Annotated in this window: 15 protein-coding genes; 10 read left to right on the forward strand and 5 right to left on the reverse strand. The window is 37.2% G+C overall.

The genetic code is table 11. From position 1 onward, the window contains the following. Positions 1-106 precede the first annotated feature (106 nt). Together QNH20_RS08505 and QNH20_RS08510 are read left to right on the forward strand one after the other, a co-directional pair. Positions 107-985, forward strand: a complete 879-nt coding sequence (locus QNH20_RS08505; RefSeq protein WP_283922457.1) for an NAD(P)-dependent oxidoreductase — start codon at positions 107-109, stop codon at positions 983-985. An 85-nt stretch (positions 986-1,070) separates the two neighbouring features. Continuing rightward, positions 1,071-1,250: a hypothetical protein gene (locus tag QNH20_RS08510; protein ID WP_283922458.1), complete on the forward strand. Its 180-nt coding sequence runs from the start codon at positions 1,071-1,073 to the stop codon at positions 1,248-1,250. Between the two features lie 51 nt (positions 1,251-1,301). Here the strand turns inward: QNH20_RS08510 and QNH20_RS08515 are convergent, their stop codons facing one another. The 5 genes from QNH20_RS08515 to QNH20_RS08535 form a co-directional block, all read right to left on the reverse strand. Then, the gene (locus QNH20_RS08515; RefSeq protein ID WP_283922459.1) at positions 1,302-2,456 is read right to left on the reverse strand and encodes an aminotransferase A; all 1,155 of its coding nucleotides are present in this window, start codon (positions 2,454-2,456) and stop codon (positions 1,302-1,304) included. A gap of 186 nt (positions 2,457-2,642) precedes the next feature. Then, on the reverse strand, positions 2,643-2,843 hold the full coding sequence (locus QNH20_RS08520) for a hypothetical protein (protein WP_283922460.1): 201 nt from the start codon (positions 2,841-2,843) through the stop codon (positions 2,643-2,645). Positions 2,844-3,060: 217 nt separating this feature from the next. Then, positions 3,061-3,543 carry a YkyB family protein gene (locus QNH20_RS08525; RefSeq protein ID WP_283922461.1) on the reverse strand — a complete coding sequence of 161 codons (483 nt, stop codon included), beginning with the start codon at positions 3,541-3,543 and terminating at the stop codon, positions 3,061-3,063. Between the two features lie 313 nt (positions 3,544-3,856). Next, complete coding sequence (locus tag QNH20_RS08530; RefSeq protein WP_283922462.1) at positions 3,857-4,729, reverse strand: metallophosphoesterase; 873 nt, start codon at positions 4,727-4,729, stop codon at positions 3,857-3,859. Between the two features lie 591 nt (positions 4,730-5,320). Next, complete coding sequence (locus QNH20_RS08535; RefSeq protein ID WP_283922463.1) at positions 5,321-6,175, reverse strand: C39 family peptidase; 855 nt, start codon at positions 6,173-6,175, stop codon at positions 5,321-5,323. Positions 6,176-6,316: 141 nt separating this feature from the next. Between QNH20_RS08535 and QNH20_RS08540 the strand changes: the two genes are divergently transcribed. From QNH20_RS08540 to QNH20_RS08575, 8 genes are all read left to right on the forward strand, one after another. Next, positions 6,317-7,528, forward strand: a complete 1,212-nt coding sequence (locus QNH20_RS08540) for an EAL domain-containing protein (protein WP_283922464.1) — start codon at positions 6,317-6,319, stop codon at positions 7,526-7,528. A 70-nt stretch (positions 7,529-7,598) separates the two neighbouring features. Next, a complete protein-coding gene (locus tag QNH20_RS08545; protein ID WP_283922465.1) occupies positions 7,599-7,835 on the forward strand; it encodes a hypothetical protein in 237 nt (78 codons plus the stop codon). 304 nt (positions 7,836-8,139) lie between these two features. Further along, a complete protein-coding gene (locus QNH20_RS08550) occupies positions 8,140-8,376 on the forward strand; it encodes a YkuJ family protein (protein ID WP_283922466.1) in 237 nt (78 codons plus the stop codon). A 114-nt stretch (positions 8,377-8,490) separates the two neighbouring features. After that, positions 8,491-8,934: a cyclic-di-AMP-binding protein CbpB gene (gene cbpB / locus QNH20_RS08555; RefSeq protein WP_283922467.1), complete on the forward strand. Its 444-nt coding sequence runs from the start codon at positions 8,491-8,493 to the stop codon at positions 8,932-8,934. Positions 8,935-8,992: 58 nt separating this feature from the next. Beyond that, positions 8,993-10,498 carry an MDR family MFS transporter gene (locus tag QNH20_RS08560; protein WP_283922468.1) on the forward strand — a complete coding sequence of 502 codons (1,506 nt, stop codon included), beginning with the start codon at positions 8,993-8,995 and terminating at the stop codon, positions 10,496-10,498. 30 nt (positions 10,499-10,528) lie between these two features. After that, a complete protein-coding gene (locus QNH20_RS08565) occupies positions 10,529-11,416 on the forward strand; it encodes a transcriptional regulator CcpC (protein WP_283922469.1) in 888 nt (295 codons plus the stop codon). 74 nt (positions 11,417-11,490) lie between these two features. Next, positions 11,491-12,201 (forward strand): 2,3,4,5-tetrahydropyridine-2,6-dicarboxylate N-acetyltransferase, encoded by a 711-nt coding sequence (gene dapD, locus QNH20_RS08570; RefSeq protein ID WP_283922470.1) that lies wholly within the window; start codon positions 11,491-11,493, stop codon positions 12,199-12,201. 57 nt (positions 12,202-12,258) lie between these two features. After that, complete coding sequence (locus tag QNH20_RS08575; RefSeq protein ID WP_283922471.1) at positions 12,259-13,377, forward strand: N-acetyldiaminopimelate deacetylase; 1,119 nt, start codon at positions 12,259-12,261, stop codon at positions 13,375-13,377. The last annotated feature ends 110 nt before the right edge of the window (positions 13,378-13,487 follow it).

Genomic DNA, 13,487 nt, shown 5'->3' on the forward strand with positions numbered 1-13,487 from the left:
AGCACGAAAGACCGGACGATCTGGGGCGTTACGGTCTTTTTTTATTCCCCAAAAATAAGTTGAAGTGCTAAAATAAAAGAATATTTAAATGAGGGGAAGGATTAGATTGCTTACTCCAGAAAATACGGTTATTGGTTTTATTGGAACAGGTGTAATGGGCAAAAGCATGGCAAGGCATTTATTACATGCTGGTTACTCATTGGTTGTATATTCAAGAACAAAAGAGAAGGCAAATGACTTATTGGAAAGCGGAGCAATGTGGGCTGATTCACCAAAAAAAGTCGCAGAAAAAGCAAAAGTCATTTTCACTATGGTCGGCTATCCAACAGATGTTGAGGAAGTGTTTTTAGGTGAGACCGGATTAGTTCAACACGGTAAACCTGGAAGTTATCTTATTGATATGACTACCTCTGCACCCTCCCTAGCTGTAAAAATCTACGACGAAGCGAAAAAGAAAGGGATCAATGCAATCGATGCTCCCGTTTCAGGCGGAGATGTAGGGGCAAGGGAAGCGACGCTCTCGATCATGGTGGGCGGAGACGAGGAAGCCTTTGAAGCGGTTCATCCGCTACTTCAATATCTTGGAACAAATATTGTTTACCAAGGGAAGCCAGGAGCGGGTCAGCATACAAAAATGTGCAATCAAATAGCCATAGCCTCGAATATGATTGGTGTCTGTGAAGCCATCATTTATGCTGAAAAGGCAGGACTAAATCCTGAGCATGTCTTAAAAAGTATATCGGCTGGGGCAGCCGGCAGCTGGTCATTATCAAATCTTGCTCCAAGAATGCTAAATGGTAATTTTGAGCCTGGATTTTATATTAAGCATTTTATTAAGGATATGAAAATCGCGATTAATGAGGCAGAGCGAATGAAAATGGATGTGCCTGGATTGTCGCTTGCGAAATCCTTATATGATAAATTGGCTGAAAAAGGTGAAGAAAATAGCGGTACCCAAGCCCTTTATAAGTATTGGAAAAACTAACCTAATTATGGCCACAATCTGGTAAGCATAATTTCCTCCTAATTCAAGAAACTATGATAGAAAAATCTTGATAGGAGGAATTTTTTTGGCTAAACGGACGAAAAAGAACGATGCAAAGCAAAAGAACAAAAAGGGTTTTGACTCTGCCGTTTTAAATGAAGAATTTGCCCATGAAATGGGGTCAGCAGCCACAAACCAAATTCATAAAGACAAAGCAAAAAAAGAAAAGGCTCCTAAAAATAACGGTAAATATAAAGGACAATAAACATAGGAACAGGTAACCCTCACTTTAAATGGTGAGGGTTACCTGTTTAATCTATGACCATCTTTTTAAATAATGCTCCAATCTATTTAGGCCTATCTCCAATGTCTCCATCGAACAAGCGAAAGAAAGTCGAAAATATCCTTCACCATATTCGGAAAATGCACTGCCTGGAACAACGGCTACTTTTGTTTCAGTTACAAGCTTAAGTGCAAAGTCAAAGCTATTAAGAGGGATGGATGTAGGTATTTTTACAAAGAAATAAAATGCACCATCAGGCTTCACAACGTAAAAGCCCATTGAGGTTAAACGCTTATAAACATAATCTCTCCTTTTTATATACTCCTTTTTCATTGCAAGTGCGTCATCAAATCCTACGGTTAAGGCTTCATAAGCTGCTTTCTGTGCAATAGAATTTGCACAAGATACATTATATTGGTGAACCTTTAATATATGCTTTGTGATGTTTTCGGGAGCAAATAAAAAGCCTATTCTCCAGCCTGTCATCGAGTGGGATTTGGAGAGTCCATTTATTACTATTGTCTTTTCTTTTAAAAAGCTCGCAATCGAAGCATGCTTTTGATCAAAGGTGAGTTCACTGTAAATTTCGTCTGCAAGAATAAAAATATCCTTATCCTTTAAAAATTCAGCTATTTCCTTCAACTCTTCTTTAGAGAGGCTTACGCCAGTCGGATTTGACGGATACGGCAAGACAATGCAGCGAGTTTTGTCTGTAATATATGGTTTGATCATTTCTAATGTAAAGCGAAATTGATTTTCACGAATATCTACATGTACTGGAACAGCACCCATCATGTGAATAATCGGTTCATAGCCAGGATAAATAGGACCTGGTAATATAACTTCTAAACCTTCTGCCAAAATCGTTCGAAAAGCAATATCAATTGCTTCACTTGCCCCCATAGTCACAATTACTTCTGTTTCAGGAGTATAGTCCAAACCATATTTTTTTGCGACAAAATCACATGCTGCTTTTCTTAATTCAATGGTACCTGCATTATGAGTATAGGAAGTAAAGTCATTATCAATCGCAGTAATGCCAGCATTTTTCACATGCTCAGGGGTTGGGAAATCTGGCTGACCAATAGTAAAAGAAATAAGGTCATCCATATGTGCTACCATATTAAAAAATTTTCTTATTCCGGAGATTTCGATAGTTTTTACTTTTTGATTAATTAAATGCTCCAATATTGTTCATCCTTTCGCCTAGGATCATTCGGCATTCTAGAATATTTTGATTATAGACTATAATCAGCAAAAGATTCTACTTTTTTGAGAAAGGCTATTTAGGAGAAATAAAAAAACGACCTGAGTTTTAACTCAAGACCGTTTTTTTAGGGGTAAGGGGGGTATATATCAAATTAAAGAGTAATATTAATAACCATAATCCCAGTCAACTTCATCTTCGTGCCAGAAAACAGGTGAGACTGAGTCAAATTTAACAATTTTTTCATCAAGCTTGCAGCTGCAATGATCACAACCACATTGCTCTTTGATTTCTTTGTAAAAGGAATGGTCAACATCTTCTATAAACGTGATTTTCTGCTCTTGAAAAAGAATTGCAGTTCCTTTCATGCAAATACACCTCTTCTAAAGTTTATTGCTGTGTATTTATTTTCTACACCTTATGAATGTATTGTAATTCGGAATGAAGGAAACGTCTATTCAATTGTGATAGTGTTCACAAATTTCTCAAGAAGATGTTGCGAAAATAAGACATCCGAATAATATGATTGATTGTTGAAAAAGAAGAAAAGCCAGGACACATTTTTCCTGACTTTTTCCATTACATTTATGAGTAACGTTCGCCTAATTTCTTGAAAATCGGTTTTTGGTATGTTCGTTGTTTTTTTTGAGGATTCGATGGTGGATTCTCAAACTCAGAGATTCCCGTATAGGATTGCAACAACGCTTTTGCTATAGTAAGTGAAAGTACAGCCTTTGGATTTCTGACGCTTCCATCTAATTTGCCAAGATGGGGAAGATCATGAAAATCAGATTTGGTTGGAGGAATATGAAATGTATATCTTCCACATTCGACGAGCACATCGGATTGCTGTTGGCTATTTCGCGGATGTTCGGAAAAATGGAGACCTACTTTTCTTGCCTTGCCTTCATTAATCAATTTTTTAAGTGACTCTTGTTTCAATTTGTACAAAAATTTGGGGTTTAGTGCTGTTTTTGCATGGCGATTCACGATAAAGACAGCTTGTGCGAGGTTTTCAATGGTTAGACCTAAATTTTTTTGGGGATGTTTCGGATCGTGATTCAACATATGTTCTCCTTTCATTCTTTTAAAACATCTACATTATACCTTGTTTCCAGTAAAATAGAAATAAAGCATAGGCTTTTTTTCATTTCTTCATTCAATTCAATGAAATACGGAGTAGAATTGTAATTCTATAGTATGAATGGACTGAAACCATTTTAGTGAAATAATCATTATTTTCTATTAATTATTTTCTTCCAGTTAATTTCATTGTAAAATAGAACTTTTAGAATGTAAAAACATTATTTTAAAAAATCAGAACTTTTTCACAGAAACTTAATAAATAAAATCCTTATCATTTATTGGATAAGGATTTTATTTATCCCTCTGGTTTAAGAGTAAAAATTGTTAACTCCGGTTTAGCCAAAAATCGAAAAGGAAGTCGAGTTGTACCTATTCCTCTGTTTACATAGAGGGTTAACGGATTTTCCTCTCCTATCGAATAAAGTCCTTCGGGATACTTTTGGGCAAATGGAGGTTTGACAAGCGCCCCGATAAATGGAATTTTAACCTGTCCGCCGTGGCTGTGTCCGCTGATTTGCCAATGGATTGGATATTGCATAGCTGAATCAGCAAGGTCAGGGGCATGGGATAACAATAAAGTAAATCGGTTATCCGGTACTTTTTTTAAGGCTAACGGCAAATCGGGGCTTCCTAACATCGCATCGTCAATACCAAGCAGATAAATGCTGCTGCCATCTTTCAATTTAATTGGGATGGATTCATTCAAAAGGACGTTGAAATTGGTAGTCTCCATAATATTACGGTAAATTTCAGACCCATAGCCGCCATGGTCATGGTTTCCAAAAATGCAGTATTTCCCAAGAGGGGCATGTAATTTTTCTAAAATAGGTAGTAAATTATTGATTTCTGTATATTTATTTGGTTCATCCATTAAATCGCCGGTAAATAAAATGATGTCAGGCTTTAGGTCATTGATTTTAGCAGCTAATTTCTTGAATTGGGAAAGAGTGTATTGAAATCCTAGATGGGTATCACTAAATTGAACCATTTTAATTCCCTCAAAGCTTTTCGGGATTAATGGATGTTTAATTTGCTGTTCTTGAATATCGAGTAGTGAGGGTTCAATTCGATGGGCATAGAGGTAACCCCCTGAATTCAACCCAAGAAGAGTTAGAAATGAACCAAATGTACGTTTCAGGAACGTCCTCCTCGTTTGCTTTTTTTCCATTTTTTCTACCAACCTATCTTTTTTTCACTTCCTAGAAAATAGAAGAGTCCATATGTATTTTCTTTAAAAATATTCTATATTGCAAGCAATAAGGTCCTTTATAAATGCATATTCAATAAAACAAGAAATAATTAAAAAAAGCAGTCAAAATGACTGGTTAGATTGTTGAGAATGGGGTATTTTCTTGGCAATTTTTTATTTTGTCAGAATCTAAATACCAAATTTATTGAATTCCTATTCACTTTGGCTAGACTCTTTTGGCTTAAACATTGATTTCATCACTTATTTTTTAATTTATTTGTTGAGTTGAAGGTCTTTATTGAAAGCACTCTGTTGATTGGCGCGGAAGGCACGAAGACTCCTGCGGGAGTACGGGGCAGGGGAGACCCCGCAGGAGCGAAGCGACGAGGAGACTCCCCGGCACGCCCGCGGAAAGCGAAGTGCCTGGAGCGCCACTCAACAGACCTATTTAAAAGCCTATACACCAATATTATTATACCAAATTAACGCGGTGAATTATTGGAGTGAATGAATAAAATAAGAGGCTGCCGAGAACTATTCGACAGCAGGGCAGTCAAAAAATGACTGCCCTTATTTGTAACTTACTGCACGGCTCTGTAAGGCTTTCCAGGACGAAATAAATTGGTCCTTTCCGACTCTTACTTGTTTTTTTCCTGACAGCGGATCATTTAAATAGACATAATTGGCATCATATCCAACCAGTACAACCGCATGTAAATCCAAGGGAGTTTTGATATATTGCTGTCCGTGATTCCATCCCTCCCAACGATCGGGAAGGCGGTAATCCCCTGTTGTCCATACAACCACAGGATATCCGGCCGAAACATGCTCTAATATTTTTTCAAAAGGCTGATTTGTTAAATTAACTGCTCTCCCTGGTAATTTTTGATTGATTAAGGTAATCATCGGTTTATCGAAAACAGCATACCCAGGGTGTTTTCCTGTCATATCGCCAACGAATCCATCAGCAGGATCTCCCCAATGTAAGATATCACCCTTGGGTGACCTGATAAGCGGATCTGAATCCTTCTGAATAGAATGGTACAGGTCCATTTTATTTGTTTCAACGCCAGCGTAATTAAGTACCATTGCTAGGCTGGTCACTTCACAACCGTATCTTAGCTCAGGGTTTTGGTTGATCTGGATCACATTAAGCATAACCGAATCTTTTTTTTGAGCAGTACTGACTTCATTGTCTTTAGTACTTTCATTTTTTATGTTAATTACCTGGTCATCTAGATCTTTTATCGTATATGATTTACTTTTTATTTGATTAGAGGCTGCATCTCGTGATTTCGTGTTCTCTGTAATCGATGAATTCGGCTGCTTCTTATATATTTGATTTGAACTTTCATTTGTATCAGCTTGAAAGTGGCCGCATCCAAGCATTGGCAGGATGGAGGCTATTACGTAAAGTTTTTTCAAATTACATATCCTCCTTTGTGGAAGCTTGGGTATAGGATATGATTGTATCCTTGCAGCTATAATGGTATCCTTTTGGAAAAGAACGAGAAGCTTAAATGAAGCGTATGGTATAACTAGAAATAATTTTTTGGAGGAACTTGGATGGATGCATTGGAAATCCTATCGGATCTTGAAAATTGTTTTCCATATTTTCAACCGATTTTTAGTGCTGATGAGCAATGTGTCATTGCATATGAGGTTTTAGGGCGTTATCACACAGAGGATAACGTTATTAGCTTAGGTCCCTTTTTTCATGATGATCAAATTCCTGATGAATATAAGTTTGAAGTGGATATATTGTTAGTGAATAAGGCACTTGAAAAAGCGTTAGAGTTTGATGAGAATGTAAGTATTTTTTTGAATAGAAATTCGGAATTATTAATGTTTGAACATGGTGAACCTTTTTTACAGGAACTTTTAGCATTTGAAAAAAGGGGATTTAGCTTAAATAGAATTGTTCTCGAAATATCCGATCGGAATTATCAAGGTGATTTAGATCAGTTTGATCATCTCGTGCAATATTATCGAACGTATGGAGTAAAAATTGCTATTGCAAGTATTGGAAGCGAAAGTCATTATTTTGAACGAATCGGTCAGCTTGAACCAGATATTATAAAGATCAATCTTCAGGCATTGAAATCTACGGCAACGGGTATAAATTTTAATGATGTATTGTATTCATTGTCGCTTTTGGCAAGGAAAATAGGTGCAACGCTATTGTTTGAAAATATTGAAATGAGTTATCAACTCCAGTTTGCTTGGAAAAATGGTGGACACTATTATCAAGGCTATTATTTACATCCACCTGCAGCAGAATTTATTAGACGTGATTTCTTAAAGTACCGTTTAAAAGAAAAATTCCATGACTTTATCTCATATGAAAAGCGAAAGCTAGAAGCTGTTTATACAACAACAGAATATTTTCAGGCGAGGGTTCAAGAAATTGTAATTAAAAACAGAAAGTCAGGCTACGATAACCTTTTTCAAGCGTTAATAAAGGAAATGGACGGAATAGCTTTTCGAATGTATGTTTGTGATGAGAATGGGTTTCAAAAATCAGCCAATATTTTTAAAGAAAAAAATGGCTGGAGCATACAGTCTGAATACTTAGATAAAAATTGGAGCTGGCGCCCATATTTTTTAGAAAACATCATAAAAATGCGTCATGAACAAAAGGGAAGATTATCTGATTTGTATTGTGATATTGAAACGGGTGAGACCATACGGACTTTTTCATTTCCTGTGAACGAAAATGATTATTTGTTTATCGATATTTCTTACCATTATTTATTTGAACATGACCAATTACTGTAGAATGCATCTGCATAGAATGAGACGTGAAGTGGCAATTTAATGATAACATTCATAAGAAGGAGACTTGCTCATGAATCTATTCGTTAATATTCTTGCCATAGCAATATTCGGAATTCTTGCGGTTTCCCTGGTATATACATTGTCTGTTGCAAGACAACAAAAGACGGTAGAAGGGGAATTAGATACTAAAATTGCTAAACCAGTACAGGGAAATGTTTACGTAAGAAATCCAATTTTTCTGGCATATGGAATCTTTTTTGCATTGCTACTTTTTATTGTCCTTTTTGTTGCCATAACCTTTTTATAATAGGTCTCAAGCACGAGAGGCCTATTTTTTTTTTTTGGCTCTGTTAACCTTGTCTAGGATTCCCGCTCCAATCAACAGAATGGCAAAATCAACAATGAGCTTTAACAGAGCCTATTTTAAAAAAAATCCCTATTTATTATATTTTTACTTGGACAAATGAAGTCTATTAATTTATTCTTTTAATATTGGCATATAAAATGATTCACTTGTAAAATTCTGAAAAAAATTCATCAGGATAGAAACATGCCAAATGAGAAACATAAATGTAGACAGTTTGTTTGTGTTTGAAAGGAGGAAAAGCCTTATGTCACAGCTTCAAGGTATATTAACAAGGTTAAAAAACCTTCAGGAACAATCTAATAGTGGTGAGCCGGCACAACGTTATTTTGAGGTAAATGGTGAAAGAAAGTGTCAAGTAACATTTCATCCAAAAACGGAAACATTTGAATTAGAAGTATATAACGAGAAGGAAAAGCCGAAGCGATATCAATTTGATAATATTGATATGATTACCATCGAAATTTTTGATTTGATTCAATAGGAACCTTTATTGGTTCCTTATTTTTATATAGGAATCGTTTTAAAATTACGCGGAACACCGAAAACTATGATAAAATAAGTCTGTAGAAAAACAAACATTGAGGAGTTTTCGGTGATGATCAGTCTTCCCAGTGGGGAATTTTTAGAACTAACCATAAAAGAATTAATGATTCCATCTGAACGGGTTGCCCATGTGCAAATTGGAAATAATCTCGAACATGCTTTGCTGGTACTCTCGAAAAGTGGATATACTGCCATTCCTGTATTAGATCCACTTTACAAGCTGCATGGGTTAATTAGCACCCCAATTATTATGGATTCCATTCTTGGACTTGAACGAATTGAATTTGAATTGCTTGAAAACAAACGGGTTGAAGAGGTTATGAAAAGATCGATTCCACGAGTGGTAATTTCTGAGTCGATCATTGTGTGTCTAGATCTACTCGTAAACCATCCCTTTCTGTGTGTTGAAAATGAAGATGGATTTTTTGAAGGGATTTTGCCTAGGAGCACGGTTTTAAATCAATTAAATAAAATTGTAAAAAGATTCAAAAAGTAGTGAATTGATGCTAAGGCTCCCAAAAGGGAGCTATATTTTTTCGGCTTGAGGTGTTTTGATGGAAACTGATTATGAGGAGTCTGCGATGGGCAGCTTACAAAAAAGGCAAACGAAAAAACCGCTTGTACTAGCATCAGTGATGCTAGCCATGTTTATGGGGGCTATTGAAGCGACGATTGTTTCAACTGCAATGCCGGCAATTGTCGCAGATTTAGGTGGGTTTGCACTTTATAGCTGGGTGTTCTCTGCCTACCTTTTAATGAATTCTGTTACTGTCCTGATATATGGAAAACTGTCTGATTTATTTGGTCGAAAGCCGATTCTTACTTTTGGAATTGTTATTTTTTTAATCGGTTCAATTTTATGCGGCTTTGCCACATCTATGAAGTCACTGATCATTTTTCGATTAATTCAAGGTTTTGGTGCAGGAGCGGTCACATCAATAGCAACAACCATAGTGGGAGATATATACAACCCTGAAGAAAGGGCGAAAATTCAGGGTTATCTTTCAAGTGTATGGGGGATTTCTGCGATTGCAGGTCCGGCAGTCGGCGGTTTGCTCGTTCAATATGTCAGTTGGCATTATGTTTTCTGGATTAATATTCCACTTGGAATCCTGTCATTAGTTGGACTCTGGCTGTACTTGCATGAAAATGTAGAAAAGAAAAAACATGAAATAGACTATCTTGGTGCCATCTTCTTAACGATTACGATTTCAACGCTAATGTTTGTCCTAGTTGAAGGTGGAGGCCGCTTTGGATCATGGCAGATTGTCAGTCTGTTTATTTTGTCAGGACTATCATTGATTGCGTTTATTTTTCAAGAAGGACGGGCTTCTGAACCAGTGATGCCATTTTCAATTTGGAAGGAACGCTCCATTTTTATCGCCAATATCACATCATTAACAACTGGTGTGATTTTAATAGGGATCTCAAGCTTTTTACCGACTTTTGTTCAGGGTGTAATGGAACAACCCCCAATTGTTGCAGGATTTACACTAACCATGATGTCAATCGGCTGGCCAATAGCATCCACACTTTCGGGGCGGATGCTAACCACAATCGGGTACCGGAAAACCTCCATTACTGGTGGAATATTCTTAATTATTGGGAGTATTGCTTTTGTGACTATGTCGGCTTCCTCTGGTCCAATATGGGCAGCAGTGGGCTCCTTTTTGGTTGGTGTGGGGATGGGTCTTACATCCACTGCATTTATTGTCTCGATTCAAAGTACTGTTGGCTGGCAGCAAAGGGGAATTGCTACTGCAGCGAATATGTTCATGCGAAATCTTGGCAACACTATTGGTGCGGCATTGTTAGGAGGAATCCTAAATAACCGCATGACCCATTATTTTAGTCAAAAAGATGGGTCCTTATCAGTAGATGATGCCAATATTCTCTTAAATGCAAGTGATCGAGATAAACTGACTGAATCTGTCAAAGGTATTTTACAGGATGGACTGACGTTTTCTTTACACACTGTTTATTATGTAGTCCTCACTTTTGCTTTCGTTAGTTTGCTATTTATATTATTTATCCCGAAAAAGAACGCAGCCTCTGATTAAACTCATACGGCCTATTAAGGAGAGATTTTCTTGTCCTCATTAACAGAATTTCAATTATTATCTGTATTAGCACAGGAAATGAATATGCGTAAAGCATCGGAGCGGTTATTTGTATCTCAGCCAGCCCTCTCACAACGGTTACAAACAATTGAAAAAGAGTGGGGGACGAAACTATTTATTCGCTCACAAAAAGGGCTAGCACTAACTCCGGCTGGAGAACATGTCATAGATTTTGTTAACGACGTTCTTAAAAAACAAGAAAAAGTTCGCGAAACCATCCATTCCCTCCAAGCAGGAGTTTCTGGGACATTGAAAATTGCTGTGGCATCCATCGTAGGTCAGAACTGGCTGCCACAAGTCTTAAAGAAGTTCATAGATAAGTACCCGCAAGCAAAAATTTCACTGATAACGGGGTGGAGTAGCGAAATACTTAAATGCTTATACGATGACCAGGTACATATAGGGATAATCCGAGGAACTCCGGATTGGAAGGGGATAAAAGTTCATCTTTTTAACGATCCGCTTTATTTAGTTGATCGGGAAATTACTAGACCTGAACAAGTATTAGCAACCGACCGTCCGTTTATTCAATTTAAAAGTGATTCTAATTATTATCAAGAGATTCAAGATTGGTGGATGCGTAACTTTAAAACCTCACCTAAGAGGACAGTCGTTGTAGACCAAATTGAGACGTGTAAACAAATGGCCTTTAACGGAATAGGCTACGCCATTTTGCCGGCGATTACGCTAAGTAGAGCAGAAAAGGATATTTTTAAAATACCCCTTGTGGATGAGAATAACAAGCCATTAAAACGTGATACATGGCTGTTAGGGTATGAGTCTGCCTTCCAATTAAAGCAAGTTTCAGCCTTTGTTGAGCTGATCAAAGAACACATCGCTGAATCTTCTGAAGATTAGTGGTGTTTTTCTTGTTTTCATTACTGTTGTTTGTTAAAGTATTTTCAGTACATATTTATAGGGGGTAAAAAATTATGAAAATGATGGATGCTAATGAAATTATTTCCTTTATCCAAAATAGTAAAAAATCTACACCAGTTAAGGTTTATTTGAAAGGTGAATTAGAAGGAATTAATTTTGGGAGCGAAGCAAAAGCTTTTATTAATGGTAGTACAGGTGTTGTCTTTGGTGAATGGTCAGAAATTACTGCTGCTTTAGAAGCAAACAAGAACAAAATTGAAGATTTTGTTGTAGAAAATGACCGTCGCAATTCAGCCATACCATTGTTAGACACAAAATATATTAATGCTCGTATTGAGCCAGGTGTCATTATCCGTGACCAAGTGGAAATCGGTGATAATGCAGTGATCATGATGGGCGCTGTTATTAATATTGGTGCAGTGATTGGCGAAAAAACGATGATTGATATGGGTGTTGTCCTTGGGGGCAGAGCAACAGTCGGGAATAATTGTCACATCGGGGCTGGAACCGTTTTAGCAGGGGTAATTGAGCCGCCGTCTGCAAAACCCGTTGTTATTGAAGATGATGTTCTAATTGGAGCGAATGCCGTGGTACTTGAAGGAGTAACAGTAGGTACAGGGGCGGTTGTTGCCGCAGGAGCTGTAGTAACTAAAGATGTTCCTCCATTTACTGTGGTAGCTGGAACACCAGCAAGGAAAATAAAAGACATTGATGAAAAGACAAAATCAAAGACAGAAATCATGCAAGAACTTCGTCAATTATAGAAAAAGCAGGCGTGGAACCTATTCCACGCTTCTTTTTTAAAAAGGAGAGGTACATAGATGGACCCATTAATCAAAATTCGCCGTGACCTTCATCAAATACCTGAATTAGGTTTTCAAGAGTTCAAAACGCAAGCATATTTATTGTCTTACATACAGTCATTGCCTCAAGATCGTATTTCGATAAAAAAATGGAGGACAGGCTTATTTGTAAAGATTCATGGTCTTAATCCTGCAAAAACAATCGGATATAGAACGGATATTGATGGCCTTCCTATAACCGAGGAAACAGATTTATCTTTTTCCTCTTCACACGAGGCAAAGATGCATGCCTGCGGCCATGATTTTCATATGACAATTGCTCTTGGTGTGCTTTCCCATTTTGTACGAAATCCTATTAATGATGACCTTTTGTTTGTTTTTCAACCTGCTGAGGAAGGGCCTGGGGGCGCGGAACCAATGTTGAAATCGGAAGAGATGAAGGAATGGATGCCGGACATGATTGTTGCCCTCCATATTGCTCCAGAGTATCCTGTTGGAACAATTGCCTTGAAAGAAGGGTTATTATTTGCCAATACTTCGGAATTGTTTATTGACCTAAAGGGAAAGGGGGGACATGCCGCCTATCCACACCAAACAAATGATATGGTAATCGCTGCCTGTTCACTAGTCAATCAGCTGCAAACCATCGTTTCTAGAAATGTAAATCCATTAGACAGTGCCGTCATCACTATAGGTAAAATAACAGGTGGAACGGTTCAAAATATTATCGCTGAAAAGGCAAGGCTTGAAGGAACGATTCGGACATTATCACCAGAATCGATGAAAAAGGTTAAGAACCGAATTGAGGCTGTTGTAAAAGGAATTGAAATAGGCTTTGAATGTGAAGCCGTCATTGACTATGGTTCAATGTACCACCAAGTATATAACATGGAATCGATTACAAGAGAGTTTATCAATTTTATTCAAGTGGATCCAGATGTAAGGGTGATTGAATGTGAAGAAGCGATGACAGGTGAGGATTTTGGCTATATGCTTAGAGAAATTCCTGGTTTCATGTTTTGGCTAGGTGTTGACTCACCGTTTGGTCTGCATCATGCCAAATTAAACCCAAATGAAGCGGCGATTGATGTGGCTGTTAAGGTTTTAACAAATTATATTTCGTATAAAGGGAATTAGTTATAAGCTCTTACTTATAAAGTCATTTTATTTGGTCCTGTTGGTTAATCATGTTAAAATTTAATGGAATACTGTTACATATTGTCGTTTATTCTCATGGGAAATAGGCA

The organism is Neobacillus sp. WH10, from assembly GCF_030123405.1.
Taxonomy (GTDB): domain Bacteria; phylum Bacillota; class Bacilli; order Bacillales; family Cytobacillaceae; genus Neobacillus.

Excerpts from the sequence above, each read along its gene's own strand:
- QNH20_RS08520 (WP_283922460.1), bottom strand. The coding sequence starts at position 2,843 with ATGAAAGGAACTGCAATTCTTTTTCAAGAGCAGAAAATCACGTTTATA.
- QNH20_RS08525 (WP_283922461.1), bottom strand. The coding sequence starts at position 3,543 with ATGTTGAATCACGATCCGAAACATCCCCAAAAAAATTTAGGTCTAACC.
- QNH20_RS08530 (WP_283922462.1), bottom strand. The coding sequence starts at position 4,729 with ATGGAAAAAAAGCAAACGAGGAGGACGTTCCTGAAACGTACATTTGGT.
- QNH20_RS08540 (WP_283922464.1), top strand. The coding sequence starts at position 6,317 with ATGGATGCATTGGAAATCCTATCGGATCTTGAAAATTGTTTTCCATAT.
- QNH20_RS08545 (WP_283922465.1), top strand. The coding sequence starts at position 7,599 with ATGAATCTATTCGTTAATATTCTTGCCATAGCAATATTCGGAATTCTT.
- QNH20_RS08550 (WP_283922466.1), top strand. The coding sequence starts at position 8,140 with ATGTCACAGCTTCAAGGTATATTAACAAGGTTAAAAAACCTTCAGGAA.
- cbpB (WP_283922467.1), top strand. The coding sequence starts at position 8,491 with ATGATCAGTCTTCCCAGTGGGGAATTTTTAGAACTAACCATAAAAGAA.
- QNH20_RS08560 (WP_283922468.1), top strand. The coding sequence starts at position 8,993 with ATGGAAACTGATTATGAGGAGTCTGCGATGGGCAGCTTACAAAAAAGG.
- dapD (WP_283922470.1), top strand. The coding sequence starts at position 11,491 with ATGAAAATGATGGATGCTAATGAAATTATTTCCTTTATCCAAAATAGT.
- QNH20_RS08575 (WP_283922471.1), top strand. The coding sequence starts at position 12,259 with ATGGACCCATTAATCAAAATTCGCCGTGACCTTCATCAAATACCTGAA.